Annotated in this window: 20 protein-coding genes; 15 read left to right on the plus strand and 5 right to left on the minus strand. The window is 68.0% G+C overall.

Annotated features, from left to right (window positions below; all coding sequences use genetic code 11):
- The first annotated feature begins 18 nt into the window (after window positions 1-18).
- From U3653_RS28730 to U3653_RS28785, 12 genes are all read left to right on the plus strand, one after another.
- Entirely contained in the window at window positions 19-963 is a 945-nt protein-coding gene (locus U3653_RS28730) for a Rossmann-like and DUF2520 domain-containing protein (protein ID WP_323124577.1), read from the plus strand.
- Window positions 963-1940, plus strand: coding sequence for a pantoate--beta-alanine ligase (gene panC, locus U3653_RS28735; protein WP_195078019.1), 978 nt, complete (start codon window positions 963-965; stop codon window positions 1938-1940). Before U3653_RS28730 ends, panC begins: the two co-directional genes overlap by 1 nt.
- Before the next feature lie 13 nt (window positions 1941-1953).
- Window positions 1954-2373: an aspartate 1-decarboxylase gene (panD, locus tag U3653_RS28740; protein WP_067794633.1), complete on the plus strand. Its 420-nt coding sequence runs from the start codon at window positions 1954-1956 to the stop codon at window positions 2371-2373.
- Between the two features lie 17 nt (window positions 2374-2390).
- The gene (locus U3653_RS28745) at window positions 2391-3188 is read left to right on the plus strand and encodes a type III pantothenate kinase (RefSeq protein WP_195078020.1); all 798 of its coding nucleotides are present in this window, start codon (window positions 2391-2393) and stop codon (window positions 3186-3188) included.
- 181 nt (window positions 3189-3369) lie between these two features.
- A complete protein-coding gene (locus U3653_RS28750; RefSeq protein WP_195078021.1) occupies window positions 3370-3966 on the plus strand; it encodes a cysteine dioxygenase in 597 nt (198 codons plus the stop codon).
- An 8-nt stretch (window positions 3967-3974) separates the two neighbouring features.
- Window positions 3975-4397 carry a rhodanese-like domain-containing protein gene (locus tag U3653_RS28755; RefSeq protein WP_195078395.1) on the plus strand — a complete coding sequence of 141 codons (423 nt, stop codon included), beginning with the start codon at window positions 3975-3977 and terminating at the stop codon, window positions 4395-4397.
- A gap of 204 nt (window positions 4398-4601) precedes the next feature.
- Complete coding sequence (gene lysS, locus U3653_RS28760; protein ID WP_397071604.1) at window positions 4602-6158, plus strand: lysine--tRNA ligase; 1557 nt, start codon at window positions 4602-4604, stop codon at window positions 6156-6158.
- 115 nt (window positions 6159-6273) lie between these two features.
- A complete protein-coding gene (locus U3653_RS28765; protein WP_039794672.1) occupies window positions 6274-6633 on the plus strand; it encodes a histone-like nucleoid-structuring protein Lsr2 in 360 nt (119 codons plus the stop codon).
- Between the two features lie 182 nt (window positions 6634-6815).
- The gene (locus U3653_RS28770; RefSeq protein WP_195044519.1) at window positions 6816-7463 is read left to right on the plus strand and encodes an FHA domain-containing protein; all 648 of its coding nucleotides are present in this window, start codon (window positions 6816-6818) and stop codon (window positions 7461-7463) included.
- 126 nt (window positions 7464-7589) lie between these two features.
- Window positions 7590-8168, plus strand: a complete 579-nt coding sequence (locus tag U3653_RS28775) for an anthrone oxygenase family protein (protein ID WP_195078022.1) — start codon at window positions 7590-7592, stop codon at window positions 8166-8168.
- Between the two features lie 88 nt (window positions 8169-8256).
- Complete coding sequence (locus U3653_RS28780; protein ID WP_435406595.1) at window positions 8257-9198, plus strand: esterase/lipase family protein; 942 nt, start codon at window positions 8257-8259, stop codon at window positions 9196-9198.
- Window positions 9199-9488: 290 nt separating this feature from the next.
- Window positions 9489-12044, plus strand: a complete 2556-nt coding sequence (locus U3653_RS28785) for an ATP-dependent Clp protease ATP-binding subunit (RefSeq protein WP_067794648.1) — start codon at window positions 9489-9491, stop codon at window positions 12042-12044.
- Between the two features lie 67 nt (window positions 12045-12111).
- Here U3653_RS28785 and U3653_RS28790 read toward each other — a convergent pair whose 3' ends face one another.
- The 4 genes from U3653_RS28790 to U3653_RS28805 all read right to left on the minus strand — a co-directional run bounded on the left by U3653_RS28790 (window position 12112) and on the right by U3653_RS28805 (window position 15995).
- Window positions 12112-12915: an LLM class flavin-dependent oxidoreductase gene (locus tag U3653_RS28790; RefSeq protein WP_323124578.1), complete on the minus strand. Its 804-nt coding sequence runs from the start codon at window positions 12913-12915 to the stop codon at window positions 12112-12114.
- A gap of 28 nt (window positions 12916-12943) precedes the next feature.
- Window positions 12944-13213, minus strand: a complete 270-nt coding sequence (locus U3653_RS28795) for an SHOCT domain-containing protein (protein WP_323124579.1) — start codon at window positions 13211-13213, stop codon at window positions 12944-12946.
- 462 nt (window positions 13214-13675) lie between these two features.
- Complete coding sequence (locus U3653_RS28800; protein ID WP_195078023.1) at window positions 13676-14368, minus strand: response regulator; 693 nt, start codon at window positions 14366-14368, stop codon at window positions 13676-13678.
- A 31-nt stretch (window positions 14369-14399) separates the two neighbouring features.
- Complete coding sequence (locus U3653_RS28805; protein WP_195078024.1) at window positions 14400-15995, minus strand: histidine kinase; 1596 nt, start codon at window positions 15993-15995, stop codon at window positions 14400-14402.
- 204 nt (window positions 15996-16199) lie between these two features.
- Between U3653_RS28805 and U3653_RS28810 the strand changes: the two genes are divergently transcribed.
- Window positions 16200-17102: an ABC transporter ATP-binding protein gene (locus U3653_RS28810; RefSeq protein WP_195078025.1), complete on the plus strand. Its 903-nt coding sequence runs from the start codon at window positions 16200-16202 to the stop codon at window positions 17100-17102.
- Window positions 17099-17962: an ABC transporter permease subunit gene (locus U3653_RS28815; protein ID WP_195078026.1), complete on the plus strand. Its 864-nt coding sequence runs from the start codon at window positions 17099-17101 to the stop codon at window positions 17960-17962. The genes U3653_RS28810 and U3653_RS28815 overlap by 4 nt, the downstream gene beginning before the upstream one ends.
- 55 nt (window positions 17963-18017) lie before the next feature.
- Here U3653_RS28815 and U3653_RS28820 read toward each other — a convergent pair whose 3' ends face one another.
- Window positions 18018-18638: a TetR/AcrR family transcriptional regulator gene (locus U3653_RS28820; RefSeq protein ID WP_195078027.1), complete on the minus strand. Its 621-nt coding sequence runs from the start codon at window positions 18636-18638 to the stop codon at window positions 18018-18020.
- 110 nt (window positions 18639-18748) lie between these two features.
- Between U3653_RS28820 and U3653_RS28825 the strand changes: the two genes are divergently transcribed.
- Window positions 18749-19396 carry an FMN-dependent NADH-azoreductase gene (locus tag U3653_RS28825; protein ID WP_195078028.1) on the plus strand — a complete coding sequence of 216 codons (648 nt, stop codon included), beginning with the start codon at window positions 18749-18751 and terminating at the stop codon, window positions 19394-19396.
- Window position 19397 lies beyond the last annotated feature (1 nt).

The following is a 19397-nucleotide window of genomic DNA, read 5'->3' on the forward strand; positions in this document are numbered from 1 at the left end:
GACATCGAGAGGACAACGTTGACCTCGAGAAGCGTGAATTCCGACAACGCTGATTCGGGCTACGACCCCGCGCCCGCACGCCTGACGGTGGGAATCGTCTCGGCGGGACGCGTGGGCTCGGCATTGGGCGTCGCGCTGGAGCGCGCCGGACACGTCGTGTTCGGCGTCTGCGCGATCTCCGACGCGTCGGTGCGCCGTGCCAGGACCCGGCTGCCCGATTCGGAGATCCTGCCGATCGAGCAGGTGGCCGCCCGCAGCGAGCTGCTGCTGCTGGCCGTGCCCGACACCGAGCTTCCCGGCCTGGTTCGTGGTCTGGCCGGTGCCGGAGTGGTCCGGCCTGGCACCATCGTCGCCCACACGTCCGGCGCGAACGGCGTCGGCGTACTCGCGCCGCTGGCCGAGGCCGGTGCGCTCGCGCTCGCCATCCATCCGGCGATGACCTTCACCGGACACGACGAGGACGTGGCCCGCCTCGGCAACGCGTGCTTCGGCATCACCGCCGCCGACGAGGTCGGCTATGCCATCGCGCAATCGCTGGTGATCGAGATGGGCGGCGAGCCGGTCCGGGTCAGGGAGGAGAACCGGCCGCTGTATCACGCCGCGCTGGCGCACGGCAGCAATCACCTGGTCACGGTGATCGTCGACGCGGTGGCCGCGTTGCGCGCCGCGCTGACCGGCCCCGGCTTGCTGGGACAGCAGCTGGTCGACGAGCAACCGAACGGTCTGGCCGAGCGTCTGCTCGCGCCCTTGGCGTCGGCGGCGCTGGACAACGCGCTGCGCCGCGGCCAGTCCGCGCTGACCGGCCCGGTCGCGCGTGGCGACGCGGACGCGGTGGCGGCGCATCTGACCGCGCTGGCGTCGGTCGATGCCCGGTTGGCCGAGGCGTATCGCGCGCTGTCGCTGCGCACCGCGGAACGCGCAGGCACCGCACCCGCCGTCATCGAACTGCTGGAAGGACGCTGATGTTCGACCCGAAATTGCGCGGCGCGTACCGGCCCGGCGCGCTGACCGTGCACCACGATCCCGCCGTGCTCGGCGCGGTGTCCGCCGCGCTGCGCGGCGTCGGCCGCACCGTCGCGCTGGTGCCGACCATGGGCGCGCTGCACGAGGGGCACTTGGAGATCGTGCGGCTGGCCAAGCGGACCAACCAGGTGGTCATCGTGTCGATCTTCGTCAACCCGCTGCAGTTCGGGGCGAACGAGGATCTGGACAAGTACCCGCGCACGCTGGACGCCGACGTCGAGCTGTTGCGCGCGGAGGGTGTCGAGCTGGTGTTCGCGCCCAGCGTGTCGGACATGTATCCGGACGGCCCGCGCACCACGGTGCATCCGGGCCCGCTCGGCGCGGAGCTGGAAGGGGCCAGCCGCCCGACCCACTTCGCGGGCATGCTGACCGTGGTCGCCAAACTGCTGCAGATCGCGCGGCCGACCGAGGCGTTCTTCGGCGAGAAGGACTACCAGCAGCTCACCTTGATCCGGCAGATGGTCCGCGACCTGAATTTCGACGTGAAGATCACCCCGGTGGTGACCGTCCGCGAGCCCGACGGCCTGGCCATGTCCTCACGCAACCGCTATCTCGACCCGGCGCAGCGCGAAGCGGCGCTCGCTTTGTCGGCCGCGCTGTCGGCGGGCAAGCACGCGGGCGGCCTCGGCGGCGATGCGGTGCTCGCCGCCGCCAACCAGGTGCTCGACGCCGCGACCGGTGTGGAGGTCGACTACTTGGAGCTGCGCTCGGCCACCCTCGGCCCCGCCCCGGCCACCGGCAACGCCAGATTATTGATCGCGGCCAGGGTCGGCGCGACCCGGTTGATCGACAACATCGCCGTCACGCTCGGCGCTCCGATCGACGGCCACCCCAACGTCTCCGGTTCGCGGCCCGCCGTGGACTCCCAGCCCGTACCGGCGGTGTCCGATCCCGCCCCGATTCCTCCCGCGAACTAGAAAGGCCGACGCGATGCTGCGCACCATGATGAAGTCGAAGATCCACCGTGCCACCGTGACGCACGCCGACTTGCACTACGTCGGCTCGGTCACCGTCGACCAGGATCTGCTCGACGCCGCCGATCTGCTGGAAGGCGAGCAGGTCTGCATCGTCGACATCGACAACGGCGCCCGCCTGGAGACCTACGTCATCGCCGGGGAGCGGGGTTCGGGGGTGATCGGGATCAACGGCGCCGCGGCTCACCTGGTGCACCCCGGCGACCTCGTCATCCTGATCGCCTACGGCCAGATGAACGAGCAGGAGATCGCGGAATACGACCCCAAGGTCGTGTTCGTCGACGAGCGCAACCGCCCGGTCGAACTCGGTTCGGATCCGGCGCACGCGCCGGAGGGTTCCGGCCTGACCTCGCCGCGCTCGCTGTCGTTCGTCTGAGCAGCGGCGAGCCGGACATGTTGCTGACCATCGATGTCCGCAATACGAGTATCGAACTCGGCTTGTTCTCCGGTTCCGGAGCCCATTCGAAACTCGTGCGCCACTGGCGGATGCACACCAATCCGCTGCTGACCTCCGACGAATTCGCCATGCAGGTGCGCGGGCTGGTCGGCGCGCAACTGGACGAGGTGATCGGCGTCTCGGCGCTTTCCACGGTGCCGCCCGTGCTGCGCGAACTGCGCGGCATGCTCGGCCAATACTGGGGGCATGTTCCGCACGTGCTGGTGGAACCCGGTGTGCGCACGGGCATTCCGCTGCTGGTGGACAATCCGAAAGAAGTCGGCGCCGACCGCATCGTCAATTGCCTGGCCGCTTACCAGCGGTATTCCGGGCCTGCGATCGTCGTCGATTTCGGCACGGCGATCTGTGTGGATCTGGTGTCGAAGAAGGGCGAGTTCCTGGGCGGGATCATCGCCCCCGGCGTGGAGATCTCCACGGAAGCCCTGGTAGAGCGCAGTGCGCTGCGGCGGGCGGAGTTGACCAGGCCGCGGTCGGTGCTGGGGAAGAACAGCATGGAATGCATGCAGTCCGGCGCGGTATTCGGTTTCGCCGGACTGGTGGACGGCCTGATCGATCGGATTCGCGACGAGTTCGACGCCTTCGCAGGCGACGACGTCGCGGTGGTGGCGACCGGCGCGACCGCGCCGTTGATCGTCCCCGAGTCGGAAACGATCGACGACCACGACCCGCATCTCACGTTGACCGGCCTGCGGCTCGTATACGAACGCAACCAGCGGCGCAAGGGAAATGTCTGATATGCGCGGTGTTGGATTTGTCGCAGGCCAGGTACTTGTCGGCACCGCGTCGCATGCTGTTAAACTCCTTCTCGTGACCTTCCACGTGAGCACCCAGGAGTGTTGTCGAGGCTGACTCGCCTCGACCGATCGAGGCTGACTTCCCGCCCTCGACCGTTACCTTCCTCCTGGAGATTCGCTCATGCGTTCTTCTGTCCTTTCCCTTTCTTCCGCGCGTACCGCGCTGTCGGCTACCCCGCCGGTGGAACGCTCGGTGGCCCCCGCCCTGCCCACCCGGTTGCGCCCGGCCGACCTGCTGCGGCTGACCGACGAAGGCGCCGAGGATGTGCTGGCCGGACGCTATGACCATCTCCTTCCCGCTGGTGGGATATGGCCGCAGGACGAGCGCTGGGCGACCAGACTGCTCTCCGACGACGAGGTCGACGTCTGGCTGATCAGCTGGACGCCGGGCAAGTCGACCGAGCTGCACGACCATGCCGGGTCGCTCGGCGCGCTCACCGTGCTCAGCGGCGCGCTGTCCGAATACCGTTGGAACGGAACGGAACTGCGTTGCCGTACGCTCGCGGCGGGTGATCAGGCGTCCTTCCCGATCGGCTGGGTGCACGACGTGATGCGGGCACCCGGCGTCGTCGAATCCGCGGGCCCGCCCGATCCGACGCTCAGCGTGCACGCTTATTCCCCGCCGCTCACCGCCATGTCGTATTACGAGGTGACCGGCCACGGCACCCTGCGGCGCACTCGAACCGTCCTCACCGACCAGCCCGAAGGTGACATGTGATGACCCGTTTGACCATCGATCAGATGCTCGAGAACGCACGGGCCCGACTCGACCGGATCTACGCCTTCGAATTGCCGGAAGCCATCGAGCGCGGCGCCATTCTGGTGGATATCCGCCCCCAGGCGCAACGCGGCCGGGAGGGCACCTTGCCCGGCGCCTTGGTGATCGAACGCAATGTCCTGGAATGGCGGCTGGACCCGACCAGCTCGGCCCGCTTGGCGCTGGCCGCCGATCACGACGTGGAATGGATCATCGTCTGCTCCGAGGGCTATACCTCCAGCTTGGCCGCCGCCGCGCTGCAACAACTCGGGCTGCACCGGGCGACCGATCTGGTCGGCGGTTACCAGGCGTTGAAGGCCGCCGGGCTGTTGAACGTCGCCGTCGGGGCGCCGCACTTCGTGCGTGAGGCCGAAGCGCTCGCCTCGCTGTAATTACCCGTCAACACTTCCATCTCGAAATAGCCGGTCGCGCAGCTGTTTTCGCACACACGGTGATGCGCACCGGCTATTTCGCGTCTCCGGGACGTCGGCTCCGACCGCTCGGGCGGGGCCCCGCATCGATACCGTTTCGTTACTCCGGGTCGGAGTCCGGGCGGCGCGCAAAACGATTTCCGGTGCACGCTAGGGTTGTTCGATGTGAGCACCCCGAACTCTGCATCTTCCAGCGCGTCGACATCGGATTCGCGGCCCGCCGTGGCGCAGGCCGCCGACGATGCCCCGGAGCAGATACGGATTCGCCGGGAGAAGCGGGAGCGGCTGCTCGCGGCCGGTGGCGAGGCGTATCCCGTCGTCGTGCCGCGCACGCATACCCTGGCGGAAATTCGGGCCGCATATCCGGACCTGGCAGCCGACACCGCCACCGGGCAAGAGGTCGGCGTCGCCGGACGCGTCATATTCCTGCGTAATACCGGCAAGTTGTGTTTCGCGACACTGCAGGAAGGCGACGGCACCAAGCTGCAGGCGATGATCAGTCTGAACGGGGTCGGCGCGGACGCTCTCGCCGCCTGGAAGGCGGACGTCGATCTCGGTGACTTCGTTTTCGTGCACGGCGAGGTCATCTCCTCGCGAACCGGGGAACTGAGCGTCATGGCCGATTCCTGGTTCATGGCGGCGAAGGCCCTGCGGCCGCTGCCGGTGGCGCACAAGGAGATGAACGAGGAGTCGCGGGTCCGGCAGCGCTATGTCGACCTGATCGTGCGTCCTGAGGCCAGGGAGATGGCCCGTACCCGCATCGCCGTGGTGCGCGCGCTGCGCAACGCGCTCGAGCGCAGGGGCTTCCTCGAGGTGGAGACGCCGATGCTGCAGACGCTGCACGGCGGCGCGGCGGCCCGGCCGTTCGTCACCCATTCCAACGCCCTGGACATGGACCTCTACCTGCGCATCGCGCCCGAGTTGTTCCTCAAGCGCTGCGTGGTCGGCGGCCTGGAGCGGGTGTTCGAGATCAACCGGAACTTCCGGAACGAGGGCGCGGACTCCACGCATTCCCCCGAGTTCGCCATGCTGGAGACCTACCAGGCCTACGGCACCTATGACGACTCGGCGGTGATGATCCGGGAATTGGTGCAGGAAGTGGCGCAGGAGGCGTTCGGCACGCAGGTGGTGACCTTGGCCGACGGCACCGAATACGATCTGCGCGGCGAGTGGGCCACCGTCGAGATGTATCCTTCGCTGTCGGACGCGCTGGGTGTGCAGGTCACCCCGGAAACGTCGGTCGACGAATTGCGCGCACTCGCGGATCGGGTCGGTCTGGAAATTCCGGAGGGCAAGGGCTACGGCCACGGGAAACTCGTCGAGGAACTCTGGGAACACCAGTATGGCGACAAGCTGTACGCACCGACTTTCGTGCGCGACTTCCCGGTGGAGACATCCCCGTTGACCAGGCAGCATCGCAGCACCGCCGGCGTCACGGAGAAGTGGGACCTCTATGTGCGCGGCTTCGAGTTGGCCACGGGCTATTCGGAGTTGGTCGACCCGGTGATCCAGCGCGAGCGGTTCGTCGACCAGGCTCGGCTGGCCGCGCAGGGCGACGACGAGGCGATGGTGCTGGACGAGGACTTCCTCGCCGCGATGGAGCACGGCATGCCGCCGACGACCGGAACCGGTATGGGAATCGATCGGTTGTTGATGGCGCTCACGGGTTTGGGAATCCGAGAAACGATACTGTTCCCAATTGTGCGTCCGGTCACCAGGTGACCACTGGATTGCAAAGCAGCGGCTCCGTCTTGGAATTTCCGGAATTCGAGGTATTCTTGCCTCGGGTAATCGGCCTAGTATGCGGGTCGCACGATTTCGAGAGGACGTTCATCTCATGGCAAAGAAGGTCACCGTTAGCCTGATCGACGATGTCGACGGTGAGTCCATCGCAGACGAGACCATCGAGTTTGCGATCGACGGTGTGTCGTACGAGATCGACCTGTCGTCGGCAAATGCGGCGAAGCTGCGCGACGGTTTGGAGGAGTGGGTTTCGAATGCGCGCCGGGTCAGCGGCCGGCGCCGGGTCAAGGCCGCCGCGGCCGCCACGGGCACTCCGAAGAGCCGGGTCTCGATCGATCGGGAACAAAGCGCCGCAATTCGTGAGTGGGCGCGTCGTAATGGACACAAGGTGTCCGCGCGTGGCCGCATCTCCGCCGACATCACCGACGCGTACAACAAGGCCGCGAAGGGATAGTTCTTTTTCCCGGCCGCCGTCCCGGCGAATCGTGCGACGTCGGGGCGGCGGTCTTGTTTGTGATAGGGCTTCGATATAGCAGCGAGACCGGATGGCACGGTGGCCCGTCACGGCGGAGGAATCGATCTTGCTCGCGGTACCCCGACGCGGCACCATGGAAACGTGCGACGGTCACTGGCGGTATGGAGAGGCGAGGTATCGGCGCAGTGACAGGATTCGTCGGATCATTTTTGCGGTTCACCGATGACGCAGGCCGGCAGCAGGAGTTCACGCTCACGCCCGACCGCGGCCGCGTCACCATCGGCCGCTCCCCGCATGCCGATCTCGCCCTGAGCTGGGACGCCGAGGTCTCCCGGCTGCACGCCGCGGTCGAATACCTGGGCGCGCACTGGACCATCGTGGACGACGGCCTCTCCCGCAACGGCACGTTCGTCAACGGGGACCGGCTGGTCGGACGCCGCAGGCTGATGGCGGGCGACGTCATCCGGGTCGGTACCTCGCGGGTGTCGTTTCACGACTTCGGCGGCGTCTCCGACGACATCACCCGCACGTCCACCGGCTCGATACCCACCGCGCGGTCGCTCACCGAAACGCAGCGCTCGGTCCTGATCGCGCTCTGCCGCCCGTACAAGCACGGCGCCGGTTTCGCCACGCCGGCCTCCAATCAGCAGATCGCCGAGGAGCTGTTCCTCAGCGTGGACGCGATCAAGACCCACCTGCGCGCGTTGTTCGCCAAGTTCGGGGTCGAGGATCTGCCGCAGAACCAGAAGCGGGTGCGGCTGGCTGGACTGGCCATGCAGAGTGGGCTCATTTCCGATCGGGACCTGTGAGACCTCCACCGTAGACGCTCGCTCATCCGGTCGAGCTTCTCGACCATGGAGAGTCGGCGCGACGACGGCTTGACTCGGAGCATGCAGCCGGAACGACTCCGGCGGGTTTCCGAGCAGGAGGAAGTCATGACCGCCACACGTCTCGCCGCGCTGGTGCTCGCCACACTGGCGACGGGCCTGATCGCAGGCCTTTTCTACGCGTACGCCAACTCGGTGATGCCCGCGCTGGCCCGCACCGGCGATCGCGCGATGGTCGACGTGATGCAGAAGATCAACGTCGTGATCATCAATCCCTGGTTCATGATCGGCTTCCTCGGCACGGTCGGGTTCACCGTCCTGGCCGCGGCGCTGCATCTGGGCCGCGAGCAGCGGAGCACGCTGATCTGGATCGGCGTCGCGCTCGTCCTCAACGTGATCGCCTTCGCCGTGACCTCCGGGCTGAACGTCCCGCTCAACGACCAGCTGGCCGCCGCGGGCGACCCGGCGTCGCTCACCGACCCGGCCGCCGTGCGCGCCGATTTCGAATCCGCCTGGGTGCGTTGGAACATCGTGCGCGGCGTCTGCCACACGCTGGCCTTCCTGGCGCTGTGCGGCGCCCTGTTCGTCGCCGGCGTCCAGCAGGGGAAGGCCTCCGTCGCGGCCGGGACAGGCCAGGTGAACGTGGCGTCGCACCCCTCCGGCGCGTCGGCCCTCGGTCAGAGCTAGTTTCCGCAACGACCCGCCGGAATCTGCGCCGTCCGGTCCACTCCGTGCGGTAGCTTCCCGGAAGACGAGACCGGACCGGGAGGCTATCGTGCGGCGTGTCCCAGGCTTTTCGTTGTTCATCGTTCTGCTCGCCATGGTGTGCGCCGCCGCGGGTGCGGCGCACGCGCAGGATCGATATCCGGTCGAGTTCAACTTCTTCGCGGGCATTCCCGCCGAACTCGCCAATCCGGGCGGCTCACTGCCCGGCACCAACGACTGGTCCTGCCGGCCCAGCTCCGAGCATCCGAACCCGGTGGTTCTCGTGCACGGCACCGGTGGTGGCGCACAGACGAATTGGGGCGTGTACGCGCCGTTGCTGGCCAACGAGGGCTACTGCGTGTACGCGGCCACGTTCGGCGCCTACAACCTGCCGTGGCCCGCGTCGGCCATCGGCGGCATGCTCCCGATCGAGCAGAGCGCGGCTCAGCTGGCCGGTTTCGTGGAGCGGGTGCGCGCCGCGACCGGCGCGCGGAAGGTCGATCTGATCAGCCACTCCCAGGGCAACTTCATCGGCAACTACTTCGTCAAACGGCTCGCGGGCGCGGGCAAGGTGGACAAGATGGTCGGCCTGGCCCCGCCGTGGCAGGGCTCGAACGCCTACGGGATGGCCGACCTGAACGCGTTCGGCACGCGCCTCGGCCTCGGCCCGCTGTTCGACGCCGTGGCCGGATCGCCGTGCAACGCCTGCCGTCAGGTGCTGCAAGGGTCGGAATTCGTGCGCGCGCTCAACGCGGACGGCGTCTACCACCCCGACGTGACCTACACCAATATCGCGACGGTGCTGGACGAGCTGGTGGTTCCGTACACCTCCGGCTTGGTGACCGGCCCCCATGTGACCAACATCGTGGTTCAGGACGGCTGCGCGACGGACTACTCTGGGCATACGGGCATAGCGGGCAGCAAGAGGGCCGCGACCTACGTGCTCAACGCGCTCGATCCCGCTCATCAACGCCCGGTGCCCTGCGGTTTCGTCGACCCGTACACGGGGTAGGCGGCCGAGGTCGTACGTGTGCGGCGCTGATCCGGTCGGCGGACGGTTTGTTCGCTGAGGGCAAAACCCGGCCGGAAACGAATCCCGCGACGCCCACGTTATGAGTGAATGACCGTGCTGTCGCCGGTCGGCAATAGGGTGGACCGGCGGCGGTGGCATCCCCCGCCAACTAGAGTGGAGGCGGGGGCCGCAACCCCCGGGCTTCATGGCAGGCTGACGCCCACGGTTGTTGTACACAGCACACTGCGGCGTCTGTTGCCAGAATGTCGGAGCAGGAGAGTGAGGGAGCGATGTTCGAGAGGTTCACCGACCGCGCGAGGCGTGTCGTTGTCCTGGCCCAGGAAGAGGCCCGGATGCTCAACCACAACTACATCGGCACCGAGCACATCCTGCTGGGGCTGATTCACGAGGGTGAGGGCGTCGCGGCCAAGTCGCTGGAGTCGCTCGGCATTTCGCTGGAAGGCGTGCGCAGCCAGGTGGAGGAGATCATCGGCCAGGGCCAGCAGGCCCCGTCCGGTCACATCCCGTTCACCCCGCGCGCCAAGAAGGTGCTGGAGCTGAGCCTTCGCGAAGCGCTGCAGCTGGGTCACAACTACATCGGTACCGAGCACATCCTGCTCGGCCTCATTCGTGAGGGCGAGGGCGTGGCGGCGCAGGTGCTGGTGAAGCTGGGCGCCGATCTCAACCGTGTGCGCCAGCAGGTCATCCAGTTGCTGTCCGGGTACCAGGGCAAGGAGCCGGTCGAATCCGGCTCGCGCGGCGAGGCGGGCACCCCGTCCACCTCGCTCGTGCTCGACCAGTTCGGTCGCAACCTGACCCAGGCCGCGCTCGAGGGCAAGCTCGATCCGGTCATCGGCCGCTCGAAGGAGATCGAGCGGGTCATGCAGGTGCTCAGCCGCCGCACCAAGAACAACCCGGTGCTGATCGGCGAGCCCGGCGTCGGCAAGACCGCCGTCGTCGAGGGGCTCGCGCAGGCCATCGTCAACGGCGAGGTCCCCGAGACGCTGAAGGACAAGCAGCTCTACACCCTCGATCTGGGCTCCCTGGTCGCAGGCAGCCGCTACCGCGGTGACTTCGAAGAGCGCCTGAAGAAGGTGCTCAAGGAGATCAACACCCGCGGTGACATCATCCTGTTCATCGACGAGCTGCACACGCTGGTCGGTGCGGGCGCGGCCGAGGGCGCCATCGACGCGGCCTCGATCCTGAAGCCGAAGCTGGCCCGCGGCGAGCTGCAGACCATCGGCGCGACCACCCTCGACGAGTACCGCAAGTACATCGAGAAGGACGCCGCCTTGGAACGCCGGTTCCAGCCGGTGCAGGTGGGCGAGCCGACTGTCGAGCACACCATCAACATCCTCAAGGGTCTGCGCGACCGCTACGAGGCGCACCACCGGGTCTCCATCACCGACGGCGCGCTGGTGGCCGCGGCCACCCTGGCCGACCGCTACATCAACGACCGGTTCCTGCCGGACAAGGCGATCGACCTGATCGACGAGGCGGGCGCGCGGATGCGCATCCGTCGCATGACCGCTCCGCCGGACCTGCGCGAGTTCGACGACAAGATCGCCGAGGCCCGCCGGGAGAAGGAGTCCGCGATCGACGCGCAGGACTTCGAGAAGGCCGCGCGGCTGCGCGACAAGGAGAAGCAGCTCGTCGCCAAGCGGGCCGAGCGGGAGAAGCAGTGGCGTTCCGGTGACCTGGACGTCGTGGCCGAGGTCGACGACGAGCAGATCGCCGAGGTGCTGGCGAACTGGACCGGTATCCCGGTGTTCAAGCTCACCGAGGAGGAGACCACCCGTCTGCTCCGCATGGAGGACGAGCTGCACAAGCGGATCATCGGCCAGGAGGACGCTGTCAAGGCGGTCTCCAAGGCCATCCGCCGCACCCGTGCCGGCCTGAAGGACCCGAAGCGTCCGTCCGGCTCGTTCATCTTCGCCGGCCCGTCCGGCGTCGGTAAGACCGAGCTGTCCAAGGCGCTGGCGAACTTCCTGTTCGGCGACGACGACGCGCTCATCCAGATCGACATGGGCGAGTTCCACGACCGCTTCACCGCTTCGCGGCTGTTCGGCGCCCCTCCGGGCTACGTCGGCTACGAAGAGGGCGGCCAGCTCACCGAGAAGGTGCGCCGCAAGCCCTTCTCGGTCGTGCTGTTCGACGAGATCGAGAAGGCCCACCAGGAGATCTACAACACCCTGTTGCAGGTCCTGGAGGACGGTCGCCTGACCGACGGCCAGGGCCGGACCGTGGACTTCAAGAACACGGTGCTGATCTTCACCTCGAACCTCGGCACCTCGGACATCTCGAAGGCCGTGGGTCTTGGCTTCTCGCAGTCCAACAACGAGGGCTCGAACTACGAGCGGATGAAGCTCAAGGTCAACGACGAGCTGAAGAAGCACTTCCGGCCGGAGTTCCTCAACCGCATCGATGACGTGATCGTCTTCCACCAGCTCACCAACGAGCAGATCGTCGAGATGGTGGACCTGATGATCGGCCGCGTCGCCACGCAGCTGAAGAACAAGGACATGGCGATCGAGCTCACTCCGAACGCCAAGAACCTGCTGGCCAAGCGTGGCTTCGACCCCGTGCTCGGCGCGAGGCCGCTGCGCCGCACCATCCAGCGCGAGATCGAGGACCAGCTGTCGGAGAAGATCCTCTTCGGCGAGATCGGCCCCGGCCAGACCATCGAGGTCGACGTCGAGGGCTGGGACGGCGAGGGCTCCGGCGAGGACGCCAAGTTCACCTTCACCGGTAAGGCGAAGCTGACCAAGGCCGCGAGCGAGGAGAAGCCCGAAGTCGTGCTGACCGGCGCGACGGAAGGCTCCACCGAGGCCGCCTCGGGCGAGTAAGTCGCAACCGAAAAGCCCGTGCCCATCGTGGGCACGGGCTTTTTCGTGTTCTCGAGGTCGGGCGAACTCAGGAGCGGTCGGCGAGGTAGGCGAGGATCGGTGCGAAGTCGGCGGCGAGTTCGCCGGGCACGATCACCTCGTCGATACCGTACTTCTCCCGGCGGCGCTCGAGGATCTCGGCGGCGGCGGACGGTTCCGCGGGGATCATCCCCGCCGCGCCCGCGTCTGTGAGGGCGTCGGCGGTCAGGCCCAGCTTCGTCGCGGTCCAAATGGGCAGCCGCCCGCCGATGCCCACCACCTGGTGGGTGAAGCGCAGGGCGCGGTTGGTGGCGGCCCGTGCGGTGCGGACCAGCTCGGCCAGCTCCGCCTCGGTGGCACTGGGCCCTGCGGCCAACAGGATGCGGTCGGCGGCTTCGGCCGCGGTCGCCAGCATCCTGGGGCCGTTGGCGGCGACCACGACCGGCGGGGCGGGGTCCACCTCAGCGCGGACCGCGGCGATGGTGGCGACCAGGTGCGCGCGTCGCTGCGCGGGGGAACCCCAGGACGCGCCGAGCCACTGCGCGTCGGCGGCGGCGTCCGGCCGTCCCGAGCCGATCCCGAGTTCGAAACGCCCGTCCGACAGCAGTTGCAGGGCCGCCGTCTCGCGGACCGTGGCGGCGGGGGTGCGCAGCGGTGCGGCGAGGACGTTCGGGCGCAGCCGGATCGTGGTGGTCACGGCGGCCGCCGCGGCGAGGGCCGGGAACGGGGAAGGGGTGAACCGGGTGTCCGGCAGCAGAATGGTCCGGTAGCCCTGCTGCTCGGCCGCGGTCGCCGCGCGCGCCCAGTCGGTTCCCGAACGCGGTGTGAGAACGATGCCGAAGGTCATGCTCATAGTGGGATCTCCCGATCGTGAAGGCCGGTCAGCGCTTGCTGCCGCGCCGGGATTCGCTCAGGACGGCGAGCCTGCTGCGGTACTGGTCCTCGGTGATCTCCCCGCGGGCGAACGCGGTGCGCAGCGCGCCGATGCCGCTGCCGTGCCCGGTGAATCGCCTCCGGGCCAGGAGCAGCACCGCGATGACGGTCAGCCAGAACAGCAGCGGGAAAATCCAGAAGAACGGCCAGGGCTGCCACTCGCCGTCGTAGTGATCGGCCAGAAAACTCACCGCTTCGGGTCGAGTGAAAATATTCATGACGAAAGACTGCGCTCGAGGGCGGGCTGGGGGCATCGGTCGCGCGTCGGCACTCGGAATACGCCTGGAGACGTACCCGCGGAGTATGAAACGTCCGCCCGCAGTGATTTACCAGTTATTTGCTGGACGTGACTCTCGGAGAAATATCTTGTTCGCTGAAAAATTGCTGTCTGCCGAAATGGAGTCCGGGAAGACCGTGCGGGACTGTGCGGCCGTGCCGCGCGAGGAAGGCATATTCGGCACTGGGCTACGACTGTGCGCTGGTCCTGGCCCTGGTGACGCGACGAAGCAGCCGAAGAAATGGGTGGACCACTCGTGCTGGCGGGGGTCCGACCGCGAACCGCGGAATACGACGTGGGTTTGCTCGCAGCTGGTCGCCGACCTGGAGTCTCTATGCGGAGGGCAGTGCGCTGGATCGTTCGCTTCGGTTCTTCTGGCAGTGCGCACCTGCGGCCGGGCGGCTCACTGCCAGCCGGGGCGGACCAGTCCGGATTCGTAAGCCATGACCACGAGCTGGGTGCGGTCCCTGGCCTGCAGTTTGGTGAGAATCCGGCTGACATGGGTGCGGGCGGTCGCGGGGCTCAGGTAGAGGCGTTCGGCGATCTCGGCATTCGTGAGTCCCTCGGCGACCAGCGTCATCACCTCGCGTTCGCGGTCGGTCAGCTCGGCGAGGGTGGACGGCGGCGGCGTTTTCGCGCGCGCGGAGAATTCCGCGATCAGCGTGCGGGTCACGCCGGGGGACAGCAGCGCGTCGCCGGCGGTGACCACGCGGACGGCGCGAACCAGATCGGCCGGTTCGGTGTGTTTGACCAGGAAGCCGGCCGCGCCGGAGCGCAGCGCCTCGAAGACGTACTCGTCGAGCTCGAAGGTGGTCAGCACGACCACGCGCACCTCGGTCAACGAAGGGTCCTCGGCGATCATGCGGGTGGCGGCCAAGCCGTCGAGGACGGGCATGCGGATGTCCATCAGCACCACGTCGGGACGCAGGCCGCGGGTCATCCGCACGGCCTGCTCGCCGTTGTCCGCCTCGCCGACCACGTCGATGCCGTCCTGGGCGTCCAGCAGCGCCACGAAGCCGCCGCGCACCAACGCCTGATCGTCGGCCACGAGCACCCGGATGCCGCCGGAGGGAACCGAATCGTCGTGGTGCTGCATCGGGTCTCCTGTCGTGGGCCGACTCATCCCGTCAGGGCTGGGTGTGACCGGCCGAGGTGCTCGGTCGTTCGGCCGTATCGGCGGGCAGGCCCGACATGTCGGATTCGGTCTCGCTGGGGCTGGTAGTCGCCGAGCGCGATGTTCCCGCACCCTGCCTCGCAGATTTCGATTCCGCGGAGCCTTGCCTCGGAGCTTCCGATTCCGGAGAACTCTTCCTCGTCGCGTCCGATGTCGCGTCGCCCTGCTCGGTCTTTCGTGCTGTCGCGAGGGCGCGTCGCGGTGTGCTCGGCTCGGCGTTCTGGTCCGGCGCTTGTGACACCGCGTTGTTCCGGTCCGGCGCCCCGCTCGGGGCCGCCGACCCCGGTGCCGAACGGTTTCCGGCCGCGCCGGGTTCGGGTGTACGCGTCGGTAGCCGGGCCGCGACCCGGAATCCGCCGCTGGGCCGTGGGCCCGCGGTGAGCGCGCCGCCGAGGGCGTGGGTACGCTCCCGCATGCCGATGATGCCGTTGCCGCCGCCGTTGCCGGAGCGCGACGGGGCACTGGTCGGGCGGCTGTTGTCGACGGTGATGTCGACCGAGTCCGGGGTGTAGCGCACGGTCACGGCGGCGTCGGCGCCTGGCGCGTGCCGCAGCACGTTGGTCAGCGACTCCTGGATGATGCGCGCCGCCGCCACGTCGATGACGCTGGGCAACTGCTGCGGAGTGCCGAGCACGCGGGTGGTGACCGTCAGTCCGGTGGTGCGCGGACGCTGCAACAGCTCGTCCAAGTCGCCGATGCTCGGCGCGGGTGCGCGCGGGGCTGGCGGCGGCTCGGCCTCGGTCGCGCCACCGGTCTCCTCGGCGTTCGCGTCGGCTGTGGACGATTGCTCGGCGGGCGTCGCGGATTCGCTTCCAGAGCGAATCGTGTGCAGGAGCGCGTGCACTTCGGCCAGGGCGTCGCGACTGGCGTTCTTGATCGCCGTGAGCGCTGTCTCCGCCTGCTCGGGGCGTTTGTCGAGCAGTTCCAGCGCCACCGAGGACTGCACGTTGATCATCGACAGGCTGTGGGCCAGCACGTCGTGCAGTTCGCGGGCGATGGCGAGACGCTCTTCGCTGGCCCGCCGCTCGCGCTGCGCTTGCTCGTCCCTGCGCGCGGCCTCGGCGCGCTGCCCGCGCGCGACGAGCACGGCCTTGCGCTGGCGGATGCCCTCGGCCACCAGCAGCAGCACGGCCAGCCACGCCATCAGCGCGAACACCTGCCACAGGTTCGCGGGGCGGTCGAGCAGTGCGGGCAGCGGCCAGACCAGCGTCAGATACCCGAGCGGGACGAGAGGGTAGGTCCACCAACGCGGTCCGCTGCTGGCGGCGGTCAGGAATGCGACGACCAGCGAGACGAAGATCGGGCCGTACCCGTAGCCGCGCAGGAAGAACGCCACGCACACGGCGAGGACGACGATCAGCACGGGCAGCGGTTGCGCGCGCCGCCAGATCAGCGCCACCGGGCCGGCCAGCAACAACAGGTAGCCGAGCACGTCCAGGGAGTGCACTCCGGTCTGCCGCATGTTCGCGAAAGTGCCTCCGACCAACTGAACCGCGGCGACGACGAGCGCGACGCCCCAATCCCAGCCGACCGAACTCCGATCTGTCATCCCTGCCACCCGCACCCACGTAGCCTATGCGGCCCGGCTGGGATTCGACGTCCGCCTTGCAACGTATTTCGCGTGAATTGCGCCGATTCGGATGTCGGCGGACGGTCGCGGCGGCATCCCGGCCGAGCCGTCGTTCCAGCTACGTATGCCGATAGTCGCCCGGCGACGGATGTCCGCGCCGGGCCTGCGGCGGATTCTCGATGCATGGCAGATTCGATCGTGGTCACCCGAGGGTTGACCAAACGCTACGGGGAGCACACCGCCGTCGACGACGTGAACATGAGCGTCGCGTCCGGCGAGATCTACGGCTTCCTCGGCCCGAACGGCGCGGGCAAGACCACCACCCTGCGCATGCTGGCCGGGTTGATCCGCCCGAGCGAGGGCGCGGTCACGATCGCTGGGCATCGGCCCGGCGACCCCGCCGTGGTGCGCCGGATCGGCGTTCTCATCGAGGGTCCCGGCTTCTATCCCTACCTCTCCGGCCGGGACAACCTGCGCGTGCTCGCCGAATATCACGGGCTCGGGCGGAGGGAGGTCGAAGACGCGCTCGAGCGAGTCGGGCTGGCCGGCCGCGGCGAGGACAAGTACCGCACCTACTCGCTGGGTATGAAACAGCGTCTCGGCGTCGGCGCGGCATTGCTGGGCAACCCCGACCTGCTCATTCTGGACGAGCCGACCAATGGCCTCGATCCAGCGGGGATGGCCGACATGCGAGAGCTGATCACCGCTGTGGCCGCTGAGGGCCGCACTGTGCTGTTGTCGAGCCACCTGCTCAGCGAAGTCCAGGCGATCTGCGACCGGGTCGGGGTGATCTCGCAGGGCAGGCTGCGCACCGAGGCGACCGTCGCGCAGCTGCGCGGCAACTCGTCGCTGCTGCTGCGCGCCGAGCCGGTGGAGGTGGCCCTGCCCGCGGTGCGACGGCTGGCGGGTGCGCGCTCGGCGTTGCTGACCGCGAAAGGCATCCGGATCGAGTCGGACACCGTGACCGCGCCCGCCGTGGCGCGCGCGGTCATGGCGTCGGGGGCGAATCTGCTGGAACTGCGGGTCGAGGAGAAGTCCTTGGAGGAAGTGTTCTTCGAGATGACTGGATGGGAGACCGCGCGATGACCGGCACGGCGATCCGCGACCTGATCGCGAGCACGAAGGCCGAGATGCTGCGGCTGCGCAAGTGGCCCGCGTTCTGGATCATTCTCGGCACATGGATTCTGCTGAACCTCACGTTCGCCTATCTGTTCAACTATCTGGCCTACACCTCCGGGGAATCCAGCCGGATGTCCAACGGCTTGCCGCGCGATGTGCTGCTGCAACAGATGCTGCCCGCCGCGGTGCCCGAAGTGTTCACCCAAGGTATGGCCATGTTCGGCGGTGCGCTGATGCTCATTCTCGGCGCGCTGACCGTGGGCAGCGGATACGGTTGGGGCACCTGGAAAACGGCGTTCACCCAGGGGCCTTCGCGAGTACAGGCGGTCGCCGCGGTGGTGGTGAGCCTCGCGGCCGTGGTGGTGGCGCTGGTGTGCGCGGCGTTCGCCGCCGACCTCGCGGTCGCCGCGCTGATCGCGGCGTCGCAGTCGCAGGCACTCACCGCGCCCGCGTTGGATCGGTCGCTGCTCGGCATCCTGACCGGCGTCGCCATTCTCGGTATGTGGACGCTGGCGGGGGCGCTGATCGGCGCCATCGCTCGCGGACCCGCGCTCGCGGTGGGGCTCGGCCTGGTCTGGGTGCTGGTGGTGGAGAACCTGTTGCGCGGCGTCGCCGGGATCTTCGCGCCGATCGAAGTGGTCACCGATCATCTGCCCGGCACGGCGGCCGGGTCGCTGGCGGGCGCGATGCGCACCGTGGACGGTCCCGCCACGCCCGGTGTGCTGCAGGTCCTTTCGCGGACGGAATCCCTGGTGGTGCTGGCCGCCTATCTGGCGCTGTTCGCGGTCGGCACGATTTGGCTGATGCGCGGACGCGATCTGGTGTGAACCACGAGGGGTGGCAAAACCGGTGGTGGATGTCGTCCACCGCCGGTTTTGTCGTTCATGGACTCACCCGAGGCCCGAGAACGGCTTCGGCGATGGCGCGCAGCGCATCGGTGATCTGTCCTGAGGTCAGCCCGCGCTCACGTTGCTGTCGGTAGACCTCCGCTGCCAGCGGTGCGAGCAGCGGGTCGACCAGCGCGTCCGGTTCACGAATTCCCGCCGCGGCCAACAGTCCTCGCACATGCGCGTACCAGAAGCCGTAGGCGCCGGTCGCGAAGCGGGCTCCGCCGATTTCGGCGCCCAGCACCAGATGGGCGTGTGTATCGAGTAATTCGACCATCGCGGCGTAGAACGCGGCCAGCCGCTGTGCGGCCGGAGCTCCTGGACCCAGCGGCGGGGGGCCGGAAAGCAGTTTCTGTTGCAGCGCTCGCTCGTGTTCGTCCAGCAGCGCCACCGCCACCGAGGCGGTGTCCGGATAACGCCGGTAGAGGGTGCCGCGGCCGACGCCCGCGGCCTTCGCGATGTCGTCCATCGTCACCGTGCGCGGATCCCGGGTGGCGAACAACTCCGCGGCGGCGGCGAGCACTTTCGCCCGGTTGCGTGCGGCGTCCGCGCGTTCCGGCGCAGGCGCCGACCGGCCCGGCCCTTGACCGGTGAGCAGGTCGGATCGCGGTTCCATGCCGTGACTGTAGCCGATTCCGGGTTAAGTGGACAATATGTCCACATCGGTCGTATGGTTGTCCCGTCCGCAGAAATGGACATTCCGTCCGGTTATTCGGAGGTTCGATCATGAGCACCTTGTTGCACCTCGACGCCAGCGCTCGGCCGCGGTCGATCAGTCGGGAATTGAGCGCCGCTTTCGCGGAGGCGTGGCGCGTACGGCACCCGGACGGCCGCTATCTCTACCGTGACCTCGCCGCGCAGCCGGTGCCGTTCATCGGAGAGGCGTGGACCCAACTGTGCGACGCCGTGCTCGCGCTGCCGAGCACGGATCCCGAACGGCTCGGTGAATTGGCGCGCACTCCCGAACAGGCCGCCGCGTGGGAGGTCGTCGAGCCGCTGCTGGCCGAGCTGCTCGCGGCGGACGTGATCTTGATCGGCACCCCGATGTACAACTACTCGATCCCGGCCTCGCTCAAGGCATGGCTGGACCAGGTGACCTTTCCGCGAATGTCGCTGGGACACCGGCGGTTCGTCGTGACGAGCGCGCGAGGCGGCGCTTATTCGCCCGGCGCTCCCAAAGCGGCCTATGACTATCAGGAACGCTTTTTGCGCGACTTCTTCGCGGGCCATTTCGCGGTTTCCGACACCGTTTTCGTGCACGCGGAGTACGCCAACTCGCGCCAGGACCCGGCACTGGCACACTTGCGTGCCGAGCACGACAGGTCCCACGCTCGCGCTCTGGCGACCGCGAGTGACCTGGCCAGGGAGTACTGAC

The sequence above is a fragment of the Nocardia implantans genome (genome assembly GCF_035544775.1).
In the GTDB taxonomy this organism is placed as follows: Bacteria; Actinomycetota; Actinomycetes; order Mycobacteriales; family Mycobacteriaceae; genus Nocardia; species Nocardia implantans.

Excerpts from the sequence above, each read along its gene's own strand:
- panC (WP_195078019.1), top strand. The coding sequence starts at position 963 with ATGTTCGACCCGAAATTGCGCGGCGCGTACCGGCCCGGCGCGCTGACC.
- panD (WP_067794633.1), top strand. The coding sequence starts at position 1,954 with ATGCTGCGCACCATGATGAAGTCGAAGATCCACCGTGCCACCGTGACG.
- U3653_RS28745 (WP_195078020.1), top strand. The coding sequence starts at position 2,391 with ATGTTGCTGACCATCGATGTCCGCAATACGAGTATCGAACTCGGCTTG.
- U3653_RS28750 (WP_195078021.1), top strand. The coding sequence starts at position 3,370 with ATGCGTTCTTCTGTCCTTTCCCTTTCTTCCGCGCGTACCGCGCTGTCG.
- U3653_RS28765 (WP_039794672.1), top strand. The coding sequence starts at position 6,274 with ATGGCAAAGAAGGTCACCGTTAGCCTGATCGACGATGTCGACGGTGAG.
- U3653_RS28770 (WP_195044519.1), top strand. The coding sequence starts at position 6,816 with ATGGAGAGGCGAGGTATCGGCGCAGTGACAGGATTCGTCGGATCATTT.
- U3653_RS28775 (WP_195078022.1), top strand. The coding sequence starts at position 7,590 with ATGACCGCCACACGTCTCGCCGCGCTGGTGCTCGCCACACTGGCGACG.
- U3653_RS28785 (WP_067794648.1), top strand. The coding sequence starts at position 9,489 with ATGTTCGAGAGGTTCACCGACCGCGCGAGGCGTGTCGTTGTCCTGGCC.
- U3653_RS28790 (WP_323124578.1), bottom strand. The coding sequence starts at position 12,915 with ATGAGCATGACCTTCGGCATCGTTCTCACACCGCGTTCGGGAACCGAC.
- U3653_RS28795 (WP_323124579.1), bottom strand. The coding sequence starts at position 13,213 with ATGAATATTTTCACTCGACCCGAAGCGGTGAGTTTTCTGGCCGATCAC.
- U3653_RS28800 (WP_195078023.1), bottom strand. The coding sequence starts at position 14,368 with ATGCAGCACCACGACGATTCGGTTCCCTCCGGCGGCATCCGGGTGCTC.
- U3653_RS28805 (WP_195078024.1), bottom strand. The coding sequence starts at position 15,995 with ATGACAGATCGGAGTTCGGTCGGCTGGGATTGGGGCGTCGCGCTCGTC.
- U3653_RS28810 (WP_195078025.1), top strand. The coding sequence starts at position 16,200 with ATGGCAGATTCGATCGTGGTCACCCGAGGGTTGACCAAACGCTACGGG.
- U3653_RS28815 (WP_195078026.1), top strand. The coding sequence starts at position 17,099 with ATGACCGGCACGGCGATCCGCGACCTGATCGCGAGCACGAAGGCCGAG.
- U3653_RS28820 (WP_195078027.1), bottom strand. The coding sequence starts at position 18,638 with ATGGAACCGCGATCCGACCTGCTCACCGGTCAAGGGCCGGGCCGGTCG.
- U3653_RS28825 (WP_195078028.1), top strand. The coding sequence starts at position 18,749 with ATGAGCACCTTGTTGCACCTCGACGCCAGCGCTCGGCCGCGGTCGATC.